The sequence below is a fragment of the Propionivibrio sp. genome, from assembly GCF_047602565.1.
Lineage (GTDB): Bacteria > Pseudomonadota > Gammaproteobacteria > Burkholderiales > Rhodocyclaceae > Propionivibrio.
On the sequence record NZ_JASGGX010000001.1, the window covers coordinates 3611138 to 3626178 of the forward strand.

The 15041-nt window shown below is 62.6% G+C and carries 12 protein-coding genes; 8 read left to right on the plus strand and 4 right to left on the minus strand.

The window, feature by feature from the left end; translation table 11 throughout:
• Positions 1-52: 52 nt before the first annotated feature.
• Positions 53-1054: a type I glyceraldehyde-3-phosphate dehydrogenase gene (gap, locus tag QM701_RS17110; RefSeq protein ID WP_415168215.1), complete on the minus strand. Its 1002-nt coding sequence runs from the start codon at positions 1052-1054 to the stop codon at positions 53-55.
• A 459-nt stretch (positions 1055-1513) separates the two neighbouring features.
• On the opposite strand from gap, the gene pgi reads away from it, so the two are divergent.
• The 4 genes from pgi (at position 1514) to glgA (ending at position 7643) form a co-directional block, all read left to right on the plus strand.
• Complete coding sequence (gene pgi / locus QM701_RS17115; protein ID WP_415168216.1) at positions 1514-3148, plus strand: glucose-6-phosphate isomerase; 1635 nt, start codon at positions 1514-1516, stop codon at positions 3146-3148.
• Between the two features lie 51 nt (positions 3149-3199).
• On the plus strand, positions 3200-4837 hold the full coding sequence (locus QM701_RS17120) for an alpha-D-glucose phosphate-specific phosphoglucomutase (protein WP_415168217.1): 1638 nt from the start codon (positions 3200-3202) through the stop codon (positions 4835-4837).
• 62 nt (positions 4838-4899) lie between these two features.
• Complete coding sequence (glgC, locus tag QM701_RS17125) at positions 4900-6174, plus strand: glucose-1-phosphate adenylyltransferase (protein ID WP_415168218.1); 1275 nt, start codon at positions 4900-4902, stop codon at positions 6172-6174.
• 26 nt (positions 6175-6200) lie between these two features.
• Positions 6201-7643, plus strand: a complete 1443-nt coding sequence (glgA, locus tag QM701_RS17130; RefSeq protein ID WP_415168219.1) for a glycogen synthase GlgA — start codon at positions 6201-6203, stop codon at positions 7641-7643.
• Between the two features lie 180 nt (positions 7644-7823).
• Here the strand turns inward: glgA and QM701_RS17135 are convergent, their stop codons facing one another.
• Entirely contained in the window at positions 7824-9164 is a 1341-nt protein-coding gene (locus QM701_RS17135; RefSeq protein ID WP_415168220.1) for an MFS transporter, read from the minus strand.
• Positions 9165-9471: 307 nt separating this feature from the next.
• Here QM701_RS17135 and QM701_RS17140 point away from each other — a divergent pair, with 307 nt between their 5' ends.
• The 4 genes from QM701_RS17140 (at position 9472) to QM701_RS17155 (ending at position 12694) form a co-directional block, all read left to right on the plus strand.
• A complete protein-coding gene (locus QM701_RS17140; RefSeq protein ID WP_415168221.1) occupies positions 9472-10263 on the plus strand; it encodes a carbon-nitrogen family hydrolase in 792 nt (263 codons plus the stop codon).
• 20 nt (positions 10264-10283) lie between these two features.
• Positions 10284-10958 carry a DUF2848 family protein gene (locus tag QM701_RS17145; protein ID WP_415168222.1) on the plus strand — a complete coding sequence of 225 codons (675 nt, stop codon included), beginning with the start codon at positions 10284-10286 and terminating at the stop codon, positions 10956-10958.
• A 131-nt stretch (positions 10959-11089) separates the two neighbouring features.
• Positions 11090-11674 (plus strand): GntR family transcriptional regulator, encoded by a 585-nt coding sequence (locus tag QM701_RS17150; RefSeq protein WP_415168223.1) that lies wholly within the window; start codon positions 11090-11092, stop codon positions 11672-11674.
• 330 nt (positions 11675-12004) lie between these two features.
• The gene (locus tag QM701_RS17155) at positions 12005-12694 is read left to right on the plus strand and encodes a DUF2848 family protein (RefSeq protein ID WP_415168224.1); all 690 of its coding nucleotides are present in this window, start codon (positions 12005-12007) and stop codon (positions 12692-12694) included.
• 307 nt (positions 12695-13001) lie between these two features.
• On the opposite strand, the gene QM701_RS17160 is transcribed toward QM701_RS17155, so the two are convergent.
• Entirely contained in the window at positions 13002-13361 is a 360-nt protein-coding gene (locus tag QM701_RS17160; protein WP_415168225.1) for a DUF2934 domain-containing protein, read from the minus strand.
• 118 nt (positions 13362-13479) lie between these two features.
• Positions 13480-15039: a 4-alpha-glucanotransferase gene (gene malQ / locus QM701_RS17165; protein WP_415168226.1), complete on the minus strand. Its 1560-nt coding sequence runs from the start codon at positions 15037-15039 to the stop codon at positions 13480-13482.
• Positions 15040-15041: the final 2 nt, after the last annotated feature.

Here is a 15041-nt window from a genome sequence, read left to right on the forward strand (position 1 = left end):
CGGAAATTGAAGACAAAAAAAGGGCACCTTGCAGTGCCCTTTGGTGCGGACCTTACTTGGCGGCCATCACGCGGACCATTTCCAGGACCTTGTTGGAGTAGCCCCACTCGTTGTCGTACCAGGAGACCAGCTTGACGAAGGTCGGATCGAGCGCGATGCCGGCGTCGGCGTCGAACACCGAAGTGCAGGCCTCGCCGCGGAAGTCGGTCGACACCACTTTTTCCTCGGTGTAGCTGAGCACGCCCTTCATCGAGCCCTCGGCAGCCGCCTTGATCGCGGCGCAGATTTCCTCGTAGGTGGCCGCCTTGTTCAGTTCGACGGTCAGGTTGACCACCGAGACGTCGGAGGTCGGCACGCGGAAGGCCATGCCGGTCAGCTTCTTGTTCAGTTCGGGGATGACCTTGCCGACGGCCTTGGCGGCGCCGGTCGAGGACGGGATGATGTTTTCCAGGATGCCGCGGCCGCCGCGCCAGTCCTTGTTCGACGGGGCGTCGACGGTCTTCTGGGTGTTGGTGGCGGCGTGCACCGTGGTCATCAGGCCGCGCTTGATGCCGAACGTGTCGTTGATGACCTTGGCCAGCGGGGCCAGGCAGTTGGTCGTGCAGGAGGCGTTCGAGATGATCGTTTCGCCGGCGTAGGCGGCGTGGTTGACGCCATAGACGAACATCGGGGTGTCGTCCTTCGACGGGGCGCTCTGGATGACCTTCTTGGCGCCGGCGGCGATGTGCTTCTCGCAGGTTTCCTTGGTCAGGAACAGGCCGGTCGATTCGACGACGATTTCGGCGCCCACTTCGTTCCACTTGAGTTCGGCCGGGTCCTTGATCGCGGTCAGGCGGATCTTCTTGCCGTTGACCACCAGCGTGTTGCCTTCGACGGAAACCTGTCCCTTGAAGCGGCCGTGCACGGAATCGAACTTGAGCATGTAGGCGACATAATCGGGCTCAAGCAGGTCGTTGATGCCGACGATCTCGATGTCGCTGAAGTTTTGCACCGCCGCACGGAAGACCATGCGTCCGATGCGGCCGAAACCATTGATACCAACCTTGATAGTCATGATTCACCTTCCTCGTTAAAAAAACCGGACACCGAAACCGGTGACGATGCGTGTGGGACCTTTCATGGCACCCCGCGATTCCCGGATGCAAAAAGGAAGAAAGTAACACGCGGTTTGATTCTGGCCGCGGGAATGCCACGGAAACCTTCTCACCGGGGCGGGAGGTGCGCTTCCAATCACCAACGCGGGGGCACCATTATCCGACAACTCGATACAAATTTCCAGTCGGATAGCCTTTTGTCTCAGAGGCCGTCGAGACCCGGTTTCGCACCTGTCTGCCAAGGGTCCGGGCCGTTCGATCAGGAGGATTCTGACCTAAATTTTTTTGTGCTTCAAGTATCGCGGAACGGCAAACATTAGGCATAGAATAGGTCCAGGTTCGGGTCCAGGTTCTTTGCCTGTCGGGGTTTTCAGCCGATAAGGGGAGCCGCAGCGAATAAATCACCGGAGATTGCCAGCATGACAATTACGGCCTCGCACTCGTGGGCTACCTTGGCCGCCCACCACCAGGAGCTCGGAAAGAAACACCTCCGGGAACTGTTCGCCGACGATCCGGACCGCGCTGCCGCGCTGAGCCTGTCGTTCGAGGACATCCTGTTCGATTTCTCCAAGCAGCGCCTGACCCGCGAAACGCTCGGCCTGCTGGTCCAGCTGGCCGAGGCGTCGTTCCTGCCGGAGTGGATTCAGCGCATGTTCGACGGCGAACGCATCAACGTCACCGAGGATCGTTCCGTCCTGCACGTGGCCCTGCGGCGCTCCGCGGCGCCGTTTCCGAGCGCGCGCCTGGACGTGATGCCGGAGGTGCTGACCACCCGCGCCCGGATGGCCGAATTCGCCGAACTGCTGCGCGCGGGCAAGGCGCAGGGACATCACGGCACGGCCATCCGCGACGTGGTGAATATCGGCATCGGCGGTTCCGACCTGGGGCCGAAGATGGTGAACCAGGCGCTGCGTTCGCTCGCCCATCCGGCGCTCGGCGTGCATTACGTGTCGAACCTCGACGGCGCCCAGATGGCGCCGCTGCTGCAGACGCTCGATCCGCGCTCGACGCTGTTCATCGTCGTCAGCAAGACGTTCACCACGCAGGAAACCATGCTCAACGCCGAAACGGCGCGCAGCTGGCTGAAGGCCAACCTGGGCGACGACGTTGACCTGTCCAATCATTTCGCCGCAGTGTCCAGCAGGCCCGAGCGCGCCGTCGCGTTCGGCGTCGGACCGGACCGCGTGTTTCCGATCTGGGACTGGGTCGGCGGGCGCTATTCGCTGTGGTCGGCCGTCGGGCTGGCGCTGATGATCGCCATCGGGCCGCACGCCTTCGACGAACTGCTGGCCGGCGCCGAGCGCATGGACGAGCACTTCCGGACGACGCCGTTCGCGCGCAACCTGCCGGTGGTGATGGGCCTGATTGGCATCTGGAACACCAATTTCCTGGGTGCGGCGACCAACGCCGTCCTGCCCTACAACGAATCGCTCAAGTACCTCCCGTCGTTCCTGCAGCAGCTCGAGATGGAGAGCAATGGCAAGTCGGTCGGCATCGCCGGCGATCCGGTGCAGCACGAGACCTGCCCGATCGTCTGGGGCGAACTCGGCAACAACGGCCAGCACGCCTTCTTCCAGCTCCTGCATCAGGGCGGACGGCTGGTGCCCTGCGATTTCATCGCCTCGGTGCGCTCCGACTACCCGTTGCCGGGTCACCAGGAAGCCTTGCTGTCGAACTGCTTCGCGCAGAGTTCGGCGCTGGCGTTCGGCAAGACGGAAGACGAGGTACGGGCCAGCATGGAAAAAGAGGGCGTGGTTGCGGAGCAGATCGCCGATCTGCTGCCGCATCGCGTTTTCGCGGGCAACCAGCCGTCGTCGACCCTGCTGCTGAAGAGCCTGACGCCCGCCGCGCTGGGAGCGCTGGTGGCGCTCTACGAGCACAAGGTGTTCGTGCAGGGCGCGATCTGGGGGATCAATTCGTTCGACCAGTGGGGCGTGGAGCTCGGCAAGGCCGTGGCCAGCCGGATACTCCCCGCCTTTGCCGATCCTGCGCTGGCGTCGGCTTTCGATGCTTCCACGCGGGCGCTGCTGGCGTATTGCGGCAAGCACGCCTGAGCACCGCCGCCTGCCGGGGGACCGCATGAACACGATTTCGAGGGGAGTCAAATGAACGTCGTAACCGTTTCCACCACGCCTTTCACCGGACAGAAACCGGGAACGTCCGGCCTGCGCAAGAAGGTCAAGGTCTTCGCCCAGCCGGGCTACCTGGAGAATTTCGTCCAGTCGATCTTCGACAACCTGTCCGGCCAGGCGGGCAAAACCCTGGTGCTCGGCGGCGACGGCCGCTATTTCAACGACGTGGCGATCCAGACCATCCTGCGCATGGCCGCCGCCGCCGGCTTCGGCCGGGTGATGGTCGGGCAGGGCGGCATTCTCTCCACTCCGGCGGCGAGCGCGGTGATCCGCAAGCACGGGGCGTTCGGCGGCATCATCCTGTCTGCGAGCCACAACTCCGGCGGTCCCGACGGCGACTTCGGCATCAAGTACAACCTCGCCAACGGCGGGCCGGCCAACGAAACGTTTACCGAGGCGGTGTATGCGCGCACCCAGTCGATCGGTGCCTACCACTACGTTGACGCACCGGACGTCGATCTCGGCGCGCTCGGCGAGACGGCGTTGGGCGGGATGACGGTCCAGGTCGTCGATCCGGTCGCCGATTACGCCGAGCTGCTGGAAACGCTGTTCGATTTCGAGCGGATCGCGGAGCTGCTCGCGCGGCCCGAATTCCGCATGCGTTTCGACGCGATGCACGCGGTGACCGGGCCGTATGCCAAGGCGATCCTTGAAAGGCGCCTCGGCGCGCCGGCCGGGACGGTGGCCAACGGCACGCCCCTGCCCGATTTCGGCGGCGGCCATCCCGATCCGAACCCGGTGTACGCCGCCGACCTGGTGGCGGCGCTGGCCGATCCGCGCTCCGGGCTGTCCTTCGGCGCGGCGTCGGACGGCGACGGCGACCGCAACATGATCGTCGGGCGCGATTTCGTCGTCAGCCCGAGCGACAGCCTGGCCGTCCTGGCGGCCAATCACGCCTGCGTGCCGGCATATGCCGGCGGCCTGGCGGGCGTGGCGCGTTCGATGCCGACCAGCTGCGCGGTCGACCGCGTGGCCCAATCCCTCGGCATTCCCTGTTTCGAGACCCCGACGGGGTGGAAATTCTTCGGGAATCTGCTGGATGCGGGCAAGGTCACCTTGTGCGGCGAAGAGAGCGCCGGCACGGGCTCCAACCACGTGCGGGAAAAGGACGGCCTGTGGGCCGTGCTGTTCTGGCTGAACATCCTGGCCGCACGCAACGAGCCGGTGGCGCGCATCGTGCGCGGGCACTGGCAGGCGTTCGGCCGCAACGTCTATTCCCGGCACGACTACGAAGGCATCGAAACGGCCAGGGCGGACAGGCTGTTCGCCGAGCTGCGCGGCAAGCTGGCGGCGCTGCCCGGCACCGAGGTCGCGGGCCAGCGCATCGAGACGGCCGACGATTTCGCCTATACCGACCCCGTCGACGGCTCGCGCAGCGAGAAGCAGGGGGTCCGCATTCTGCTGGAGGGCGGCTCGCGCGTGGTTTTCCGCCTGTCGGGAACGGGCACCGAAGGCGCGACCCTGCGCGTCTATCTCGAACGCTACGTGGCGGATGCGGCGCTGCATGAGGTGCCGACGCAGACCGCGCTGGCTCCGCTGGTGGCGCTCGCGGAGAAGATCGCCGATATCGCGGCGATCACGGGCCGGCATGAGCCCGATGTGATCAGTTGACTGGAAAGGTTTCGTTCAGAAGGTTTTGGTCGTAGGGTCTGCAATCATAGGAGCGTGGCGAAATGATAGAGAGAAGAACCTTTTTTCAGTTGCCCGGCAGAACGGTCGCACTGGTTCTGGCGGGAGGGCGCGGCAGCCGGTTGTACGAATTGACCGATCGCCGCGCGAAGCCGGCCGTCTATTTCGGCGGGAAGTACCGGATCGTCAACTTCGCCATGTCCAACTGCGTCAATTCAGGCATCCGGCGCATCGGGGTCGTCACGCAGTACAAGTCCCACAGCCTGTTGCGCCACATCCAGCGCGGCTGGGGCTTCCTGCGCGGCGAAAACAACGAGTTCGTCGACCTGTTGCCGGCCCAGCAGCGCGTGGACGAGGAGTCGTGGTACCGCGGTACGGCCGACGCCGTGTATCAGAACATCGACATCCTCGAGACGTACCATCCGACGCCGCAGTACGTGCTGATCCTGGCCGGCGACCACGTGTACAAGATGAACTATGCCGCCATGCTGGTCGATCATGCCGAGAGCGGCGCGGAATGCTCGGTCGCCTGCATCGAGGTGCCGCGGCAGGATGCCAAGGGCTTCGGCGTCATGGCGGTCGACAGCGGCAACCGGGTCACCGATTTCGTGGAGAAACCCGCCGATCCGCCGCCCATGCCCGGCAAGCCCGACAGTTCGCTGTGCAGCATGGGCATCTACATCTTCAACGCGAAGTACCTTTACAACGAACTGATGCGCGACATCGCCGATCCGACGTCGAGCCATGACTTCGGCAAGGACATCATTCCGCGCGCGGTGCGCAATGGCGTCGCTTACGCCCATCCGTTCGACCGCAGCTGCGTGCATGCCCCGGAAGAAGGTCCGAACAAGGAAAACTACTGGCGCGATGCCGGCACGGTCGACGCGTATTGGGAAGCCAACATCGACCTGACCGCCACCGACCCGGCGCTGAACCTGTACGACCGCAGCTGGCCGGTGTGGACCTACCAGCAGCAACTGCCGCCGGCGAAGTTCGTGCACAACCAGATCGACCGCCACGGCGTGGCCATCGAATCGACGGTATCGGGCGGGTGCATCATCTCCGGCGAGCTGAACCGTTCGCTGCTCTTCTCCTCGTGCCGGGTGCACTCCTACTCCAAGATCAACTGGTCGGTCCTGCTGCCCGACGTCGAGGTCGGCCGCGGCGCGCGCCTGAACCGGTGCATCATCGACCACGGCGTCAGCATTCCGCCGGGCATGGTCATCGGCGAGGATGCCGGCGACGATGCGCGCCGCTTCCGCCGGACCGACAACGGCGTGACCCTGGTGACGCGGCAGATGCTGGAGCGGCTACGCTGATTCCAAAACCAACACTATCCAGACCCATGCGTATACTTCACGTCGCTTCCGAAATCTTTCCCCTGGTCAAAACCGGCGGCCTGGCCGACGTGCTCGGCTCGCTGCCGCCGGCCCTGGCCAGGCGCGGCCTCGACGTCCGCGTGCTGCTGCCAGGCCTGCCGGGCGTGCTCGATGGGATCACCGAACTGCGGCCCGTCATGCGCATCGGCCCGGTTTTCGGGGCGGCGGCCGTAACGCTCTGCCTCGGCCGATTGCCGGACAGCAAGCTGCCGGCGTACGTCCTCGACGCACCGTTCCTGTTCCGCCGGGACGGCAATCCCTACACCGGTCCCGACGGGCACGACTGGAGCGACAACCACCGCCGCTTCGGGCTGCTCGGCTGGGCGGCGGCGCATCTGGCCGCGGGCGAGCTCGACCCGGACTGGGCGCCGGACGTGGTACATGCGCACGACTGGCATGCCGGCCTGGCGCCCGCCTACATCGTGCAGAACCCGGGCCTGAAGGTGACCACCGTTTTCACCATCCACAATCTCGCCTTCCGCGGCATCTTCCCGATGGAATGCCATTACGACCTGGGTCTGCCGATGCGCAAGCTGACGCCGCACGGGATCGAATTCCACGGCAAGATTTCCTTCATGAAGGCGGGGCTGGTGTATTCGGACAAGATCACCACGGTCAGCCCGAACTATGCGCGGGAAATCTGCACGCCCGAATTCGGCTGCGGACTCGACGGGGTGATGCGGGATCGCGGCGCGGATCTGTCAGGGATTCTCAATGGCGTCGATTATGCGGTGTGGAACCCCGGCGACGCGAAGATCGCCAAGCCGTACTCGATCGACAACCTGGCGGGGAAGAAGGCGTGCAAACGCGCCTTGCAGCTCGAATTCGGCTTGTCGACCGAAGCGCGCGGGCCGCTGTTCGCCGTGGTCAGCCGCCTGACCTCGCAGAAGGGCATGGACATTCTCCTAGCGGCCCTGCCGGAGCTGCTGCGGGAGGGGGCGCAATTGATCGTGCTGGGCTCTGGCGACGGCGACCTCGAAGCGGGCTTCCGCTATGCGGCGTCGGTCAATCCCGACAACGTGGCGGTGTATATCGGCTATGACGAGTCGATGTCGCACCGCTTCATGGCGGGGGCCGACATCCTGCTCGTTCCGTCGCGTTTCGAGCCGTGCGGCCTGACGCAGCTGTATGCCTTGCGCTACGGCACCTTGCCGCTGGTCCGCCGGGTCGGCGGGCTGGCCGACACGGTGGTCGACGTGAACGACGAGAACCTGGCCGCGGACCGGGCCACGGGCTTCGTGTTCGAAGACGCGGCGCGCCATGCGCTCGGCGCCCGCATCCACGACGCCTGCGAGTTCTATCGCTACGGCGGTGCGGCCTGGACGAAAGTCCAGCAAAGGGCGATGCGGCAGGATTTCTCGTGGGACGATTCGGCGGCCCACTACGAGCAGCTTTACCGGAGTTTGTAGTACAACGCATCGATTCAACGCGAGCGGGAATGGCGGCAGCGATACTGCCAAATACCAAGGAGGTGCACGGATTGCCAAGTAGTTTCGACCCGTACCCTCCGTACCGTAATGCCGCGTCCCGCCTGGAGGCGCCTCCATCACCTGCTCGGCGGGGCCATTGAATCGAGCGCGATACTTTCTCTATGCGTCCTTGCCCAGGGCAAGGTCGGCATCATCGACGACTCGCCGTCCCAAAGCCAGGCCTATCAGCGTAAAAATCTGTGCTCCCGCTACCCAGGCGGCGATCAGCCAGTCGTTGTGCATGCTCTTGTCGAAAAGGGCGAACATGGTCGGCGCAAGCCCTCCGGCCAGAACGCCGGCAAAGGTGTAGGCGAGCGAGCTGCCGGTATAACGCAGACGGGCATGGAACTGTTCGGCAATGTGGGCTGCCTGCGGTGCATACATGAAGCAATGGATGATCAGGCCGATAATGACGCAGGTGAGAGCCAGGACGAAACTGCGGCTTTGCAGCATCGAGATGAAGACGAATATCCAGATGCCGGCGCAAACCGATGCGATTGCGTAGAGTTTTTTCCGCTCAATGCGGTCGGACAGCCACCCCGCAAACGGCATGATGAAGATCTGGAGGAAAGCGCCGGACATCGTGCAGGTGATCGCTTCGGCATAGGAGAGTTTGTTCGCGCCCGACTGCAGCCAGGTAATGACGTAAACGGCGAAGAACGCGTAGAGCACGTCGGGGCCGAAACGAACCAGGATCGCGCCGAGAAGAGCGCGGCCTTGTGTGCGAAAAACCTCGGTGACGGGGGCCTTGGGCGCTTCGCCCTGTTCCATGATGCGCTGGAAGACCGGGGTCTCCTCAAGCCTGTGTCTGATCCAGAGCCCGAAGGCGACGAGGATCAGCGAGAGGCCGAAGGCGAGCCGCCATCCCCACGAAATGAAGACTTCCTGGCTCATCACCGCAGTCATGATCAGTACCAGCGTATTGGCGAGGAAGCTGCCCAGCGGTACGCCGGTCTGCGCGGCTGAAGCCCACAACCCACGCGTCCCCGGCCGGGCGAATTCGCTCGAAAGCAGCACCGCTCCGCCCCATTCGCCGCCGACCCCGACTCCCTGGAGGAAGCGCATGAATACTAGCAGGATCGGTGCCCAGACGCCTGCGCTGGCATAGGTCGGCAAGATGCCGATCGCGGTGGTGGCGAGGCCGATCAACAGAAGGGTCCAGACCAGGACTTTCTTGCGCCCGATAACGTCGCCGAGGCGGCCGAAAAAAACGCCGCCGATCGGGCGCGCGATGTACCCCGCGCCATAGACCATGAATGCCTTGATCATGTCCATGGCGGGGTCGGAGCCCTCGAAGAATAGTTTGTTGAACACCGTGCCGGTCACCGCGCCGAACAGGGCGAAGTCGTACCATTCAAGCGATGTTCCCGATAGGCTGGCAATGAAAGCCTTGCGCAGGTTACGGCGTTCCGCGTCGGTTTGGGGCCGTGCCGCGACGGCGGACGTATTTTTACTCGTCATGGAACCTCCCTCTCTATTAAAATGGTATTCCAGATCCAAAATACCATCATCCTACGTCTTTAAGCAAGTAATTTTTCCAGAGGAAGAAGAGGCTGAGAGTTTTATGGTACCTCATAGAACGGTATATTTTCTTTAATTACTTTGTTTTTAATGGTTTTTATCGATAATTTCCCTTTGGGTTGCTCGTTGTCGTCCGCTGTCTTTGGGTGAATTGACATCATTTGGTCGATAATTGATACTATCTTGGTGTGTGGTATTTCAAATACAAAAGAGAAATTTTCGAGTGGAGCCATATAAGGAGCGGGGCATGAAAAAACGCATTTCTCTCATCCAACTTTCCTCGGTTCTCGCCGAACCGGACAAAAACTACGCTCGCGCCTGCGCTCTAATGGAGAGGGCGCTGGCGGACGAGCCCGATATTCTCGTGTTGCCCGAGACGCTCAATACCGGCTTTTTCCCCAAGGAACGACTCGCCGAACTCGCCGACAAGGATGGCGTCCGTACGCGGGAAATCTTTGGCGCTTTCGCCAGAACTCATGGGGTCAACGTAGTCGCCGGGTCCGTGGCCAACCTCCGGGACGGCAAGATTTTCAATACCGCGCACGTTTTCGATCGCCAGGGTAATTTGGTATGTGTTTACGACAAGATTCATGGCTTTTCCCCGTCGGGCGAACACGAGTTTTTCGCTGCGGGCAACGAGGTCAGAAATTTCAGTCTCGACGGGATTGCCTGCGCCATGGTGATCTGCTACGACATCCGCTTCCCGGAGATCGTACGCACCGCGACGTTGCGCGGGGTCGATCTGTTTTTCGTTCCGGCGCAGTGGCCGCTGGCACGCAAACATCACTGGGTGACCCTGAACACGGCGCGCGCCATCGAGAATCAGATGTATCTCTGTGCCGTCAACGGTACCGGCATGGCAGGCGAGACAAAGTACGGCGGTAATTCTGTCCTGATCAGCCCCTGGGGCGATGAGATCGTCCACCTCGGTTCCGAGGAGGAAATCGGTTGTGGCGACATCGATCTCGACGTCATCGCCGGCATCCGCTCGAGCATCAACGTCTTCCGCGACCGCCAACCCGATCGCTACAAACTGTGAGTCCAAAAGGAGTATCAGCCATGGAATGGGATATCGTTTCCAGAGAAGGGCGCAAGAGCCTGTCTTTCAACCCCAAGCGCCTGATCATCGTCGGCTTTGCCGGCCGCGACGTCGAAAAGACGCTGGAGCACATCCGCGAACTCGAGGCCGAAGGGATCAAGTGCCCGCAAGAGGTGCCCGTCGTCTACGAATGTTCTCCGGCACTGCTCACCCGGGCTGCCTCAATCGATGTCGTTGCCGGCGCGTCCAGCGGTGAAGTCGAGTACGTGGTGGTGAAACATGCCGGCAAGACCTATGTCGGTTTGGGCAGCGACCATACCGATCGGGCGCTGGAGGCAGTCAGCATCCACAAATCCAAGCAGCTTTGCGCCAAGCCCGTGGCACGCGAAGTCTGGGACTATGATGAAATCGTGGACCATTTCGCCTCCGTCCGCCTATTTTCCAGGCAGGCGCTGAATGGCGAGGAGATCGACTACCAGGCCGGCTCGACGGCCGATCTGCTGCCGCTGGAAACCATCCTCGCCAAGGTGCAGCGCGAGGTTCCCGACTTGGAAGATTGCGTCGTCTATACAGGCACCGTACCGCTCAAACAAGGCTTCAAATTTGGCGAACGCTTCAGTTGCTCGCTCGTCGATGATCTCTTGGGCCGTCGTATCGACCTCGCTTACGAGATACGAACGATCGAAGAACACTAAAAGATCATTCTTCGCCTTGCCCGGCGCCCTGTCTGCGCCGGGATGCGGCGCTCCTCGCCAAATTGACGGAAGAGGGGTGCCAATCCTACAATGCCGGCCACCAAATTTATCAGTCGGTGGGATGTGCGGTTGTGAAGAAATTAGAAAAGCCAGCTTCGCTGAAGCAGCGAATATATGACATTGTTAAAGATGACATCATCTCCGGTGGCTATGATCACGGCCACGTGCTCAATGAGCGCAGCCTGTCCGACGCGCTGGGCGTAAGCCGGACTCCTATTCGCGAAGCCCTCAAGCTGCTGGAGACCGAGGGCTGGATCGAATACGTTCCCTATAAAGGAGCCATCGTCCGGCGAATGTCGCCGGAAACCTTGAAGGAGATTTTCGAGATTCGCAACGCGCTGGAGGTTCTTTCCGTGGGCTTGGCCGTCCAGCGCATGACGCCGGAAGCCATTGCCGGGCTGAAGGATTTCCTTGCCCAGCAGCGGCAACTGGTGGAAGCGGAACAGCCTCCCATTGCCCAGTTCATAAACCTCGACCAGGATTTCCATCTCACGATCGCCCGGCTTTCCGGCAATGCCCTGCTGGTCGAGTTGATCGAGAAACTCCGCGACAAGGCCCGTGCCATCGGCACGCACGCCCTCTATGCGGGCAATCGCCGCTTTCTGGATACGCTGGCCGAACACGAGGAGATCATCCTCGCCCTCTTGTCCGGTTGACCGAAAGCAGCCCGCGACGCCATGGCGCGGCACATCCAAAATACTTACCAAAACGCGGTCAAGAGCATTCAGGGAAAGACCACGGGCACGTGAAGGTCCGCCGCCGGACGGTTCCCATTTTCACCGGCGATCGCTTATTTCCAGAAGCTTGGCGTGAAGACGGGCGTGACGGAGTTGTCACATTGCCCGTGACATTCTTGACGATGGGTTGATGTTTCCCTTACATTGTGGTGTGTGGAATACCAGTCGCTTCGTTTCCATGTGCTGGACATCAACCCATGCACGAAGATATGGGGCGGGGCGTGTGACAAAACCTGATGGAGGTGACGAATGAAACGGATGTGGTTCGACGTGATCGAGAAAGACGGTTCCAGTCTGCCGACGGGTTTCGCAATTCGGCACGCCTGCTTGTACGGCTGGGCGGGGCGCAATCAGGAGGAGGTAAAGAAGCATGCCGCCGAACTCGCGGCCCATGGTATCCGTGGCCCGAAGAACATGCCCGAGTACTTCATCATCTCTCCCTGCATGATGACCCAGGGGAGTGAAATCACCTGCGTGGGAGAAGGCACCTGCGGTGAAATCGAGTTCTTCTTCTTCGTCAAGAACGGCGAGGTCTATGTCGGCACCGGCAGCGAGCACACGGACCGTGACCTCGAAGCCGTGGACATGATCAAGTCGAAGGCGATCTGCGAGAAAGTCATGAGCAGGCAGCTATGGCGCTATCGCGACGTGCGGGAGCACTGGGATCAGCTTCAGCTTACGGCCTGGCAGACCCATGATGGCGTGGAGATGCTTTACCAGGACAGTCCGCTGGAAGCGCTCCTGCCACTTGACAATATCATGGGATTGGCACAAAAAATGTACGGCTCGCTGGAAGACGTCATCGTCTGGTCCGGTACCATTCCCACCCTCGGCGGCCTGGTCTACGGCAACCGTTTCCGCGGACGTTTGCACGATCCCGTCTTGAATCGGGAGCTGGCTTTCGACTACGCCGTTCGAGTCGTTCCCGCCGACAAATGAAAGAGCCCGCCCGGTGACGCCCGATTAGCGTCGCCGAGCGGCCGGCATCCGCCGTCCGGTACAGCAAAGGAAACCGGGGGCTCGATGCATTCCCACATACCCACCGCCATGCCGGTGGGTATGTGGCGCGCTTGGAATGAAACCTGCACTCAAGCTCTGGCTGTCAATGCCCGCAGCCGAGCCTTCCTAGTTCATCACGGCATCCACCGCCTGTCCCATTCTGTCCGCTTGCATGGCACCAATGGAGATCAACCCACGGCGATGGACGAGGGAAGAACTGACGATTCTATTCAGCGCGCCCAGGCATTCACTGGTCTTCGCTGAGCAGAATGGCGATGTCCCGCTCGGCCTCGATCCAGTCGCGGATGGGATCGCTCTGGAACTGGCGGCTCTCGGCGCGGAAATAGGCGGCTTCGGCGATCATCCGGTAGCGTTGCTCGTCGCTGACGAGTTTTTTCCCGGCCGATGCCTTGGTCGCCGCGGGTTTGCGCGGCGCCGGCGTTTTCTTCACGGCGGCGGGCTTGGCGGCTTTGCCGTTGCCGGCGGCCGGAGCGACTTTCTTCGTCGCCGCCTTCTTCGGTTCGGCCTTGGCATCGACGGCGCCGGCTTTCGTCGATCTGGCGGTTGCCTTCTTCGGCGCGGGAGCTTTGGAGGTTGTTTCTGCCATGGTCTTTCCTTTCGAGGGGTGGATAAGGCATCCGAATTACGGCCTGCGTATGAATCCTACTACATATCATAGCCATTGATGCCATTCATGCCAGGCGGCTTGGGCGTCGTCGTATGACTCAGGGCGACGCCGGCGTGGCCTTGTCCGTCTTGCGGCGCGGCAGCCTGCCGTGCAGGCGCGCCAGCTCGGCCAGGCGTTCCGCGTGCCAGGGGGCGACCTGGTGCCAGGCGAAGCGCCACTCCCAGTAGCCTTCGGTGACGCCGGGGCGGTTCATGCGCGCCGAGGCGTCCAGGCCCAGTACGTCCTGCATCGGGACGATCGATACGGCCGCCACCGAGGCCGATGCGGCATGGATCATGGCCCAGTGGATGGAGACGCCGTCGATGCCGAGATAGCGCCGCACGTAATCGCGCTCGTTTTCCTGCAGCGACGCCCACCAGCCGCACGTGGTGTCGTTGTCGTGCGTGCCCGTGTAGACGAGGGTCTGCGCTTCGTAATTGTGCGGCAGGTAGGGGTTGGTGCTCAGCCCGTCGAAGGCGAATTGCAGGATGCGCATGCCGGGAAAGCCGACCGCCTGGCGCAGGGCAGTGACGTGGGGGGTGATGATGCCGAGGTCCTCGGCGATGATCTGGAAGCCGTCCGGCCCCTTGCCGTGCTTCAGGTCCAGCGCCTTGTGCATGGCGGCGAACAGCGCCTGCCCCGGTCCTTTCAGCCATTGGCCCTCGATGGCGGTAGGCGAGCTGGCCGGGATTTCCCAATAGGATTCGAAGCCGCGGAAATGGTCGATGCGCACGATGTCGCACAGCTTGAGCATGCGCCGCATGCGTTCCGTCCACCAGAGGTAGCCGTCGCGTTCGTGCTCCGGCCACTTGTAGAGGGGATTTCCCCAGCGCTGGCCGGTGGCGCTGAAGTAGTCCGGCGGCACGCCGGCCACGACGCGCGGGTAGCCGCGGGCGTCGAGGTCGAACAGCCGCTGGTGCGCCCAGACGTCGGCGCTGTGCGCCGAGACGAAAATGGGGATGTCGCCGACGATGCGCACGCCGTGTTCGTTGGCGTATTTCTTGAGGACGGCCCATTGCCGGTCGAAGCGCCATTGGCAGAATTTCCAGAAGCCGCATTCCTCGGCCAGCGAGCGGGCGGCTTCGCTCAGCGCGCGGGTCTTGCGCTGGACGAGTTCGGCGGGCAGGTCCTGCCAGACTTTTCCGTACGCTTCGAGCCGGCTTTCGAGCGCCATGAACAAGGCATAGTCTTCGAGCCAGTCGCATTCCTCGCGGCAGAAGGCCAGGAAATCGCGCTGGGCGTCCTTGCGCGTGTCCGCGAAGAAACGCTCGGCGGCGAGGCGCAGGCGCGACATGCGGAAGGGCCGGACGGCGCCGTAGTCCACCCGTTCGTCGCGGAACGCCGCGTCGGGGGCGATGTCCGCGTCGGTCAGCCAGCCGGCGTCACGCAGCTGCGCCAGGTCGATCAGCAGTTCGTTGCCCGCGAAGGCCGAGGGGCTCATGTACGGGGAATTGCCCGGCCCGATGCCGCCGAGCGGCAGGATCTGCCAGAGCGTCTGTCCGCCCGCTGCCAGCCAGTCGACGAAGTGAAAGGCGGCGGGGCCGAGATCGCCCGAGCCGTGCGGGCCGGGCAGCGAGGTGAGATGCAGCAGGATGCCGCTGCGGCGAAGAGGGGTCATGA

Excerpts from the sequence above, each read along its gene's own strand:
- QM701_RS17120 (WP_415168217.1), top strand. The coding sequence starts at position 3,200 with ATGAACGTCGTAACCGTTTCCACCACGCCTTTCACCGGACAGAAACCG.
- pgi (WP_415168216.1), top strand. The coding sequence starts at position 1,514 with ATGACAATTACGGCCTCGCACTCGTGGGCTACCTTGGCCGCCCACCAC.
- malQ (WP_415168226.1), bottom strand. The coding sequence starts at position 15,039 with ATGACCCCTCTTCGCCGCAGCGGCATCCTGCTGCATCTCACCTCGCTG.
- glgC (WP_415168218.1), top strand. The coding sequence starts at position 4,900 with ATGATAGAGAGAAGAACCTTTTTTCAGTTGCCCGGCAGAACGGTCGCA.
- QM701_RS17160 (WP_415168225.1), bottom strand. The coding sequence starts at position 13,361 with ATGGCAGAAACAACCTCCAAAGCTCCCGCGCCGAAGAAGGCAACCGCC.
- QM701_RS17140 (WP_415168221.1), top strand. The coding sequence starts at position 9,472 with ATGAAAAAACGCATTTCTCTCATCCAACTTTCCTCGGTTCTCGCCGAA.
- QM701_RS17155 (WP_415168224.1), top strand. The coding sequence starts at position 12,005 with ATGAAACGGATGTGGTTCGACGTGATCGAGAAAGACGGTTCCAGTCTG.
- glgA (WP_415168219.1), top strand. The coding sequence starts at position 6,201 with ATGCGTATACTTCACGTCGCTTCCGAAATCTTTCCCCTGGTCAAAACC.
- QM701_RS17145 (WP_415168222.1), top strand. The coding sequence starts at position 10,284 with ATGGAATGGGATATCGTTTCCAGAGAAGGGCGCAAGAGCCTGTCTTTC.
- QM701_RS17135 (WP_415168220.1), bottom strand. The coding sequence starts at position 9,164 with ATGACGAGTAAAAATACGTCCGCCGTCGCGGCACGGCCCCAAACCGAC.
- gap (WP_415168215.1), bottom strand. The coding sequence starts at position 1,054 with ATGACTATCAAGGTTGGTATCAATGGTTTCGGCCGCATCGGACGCATG.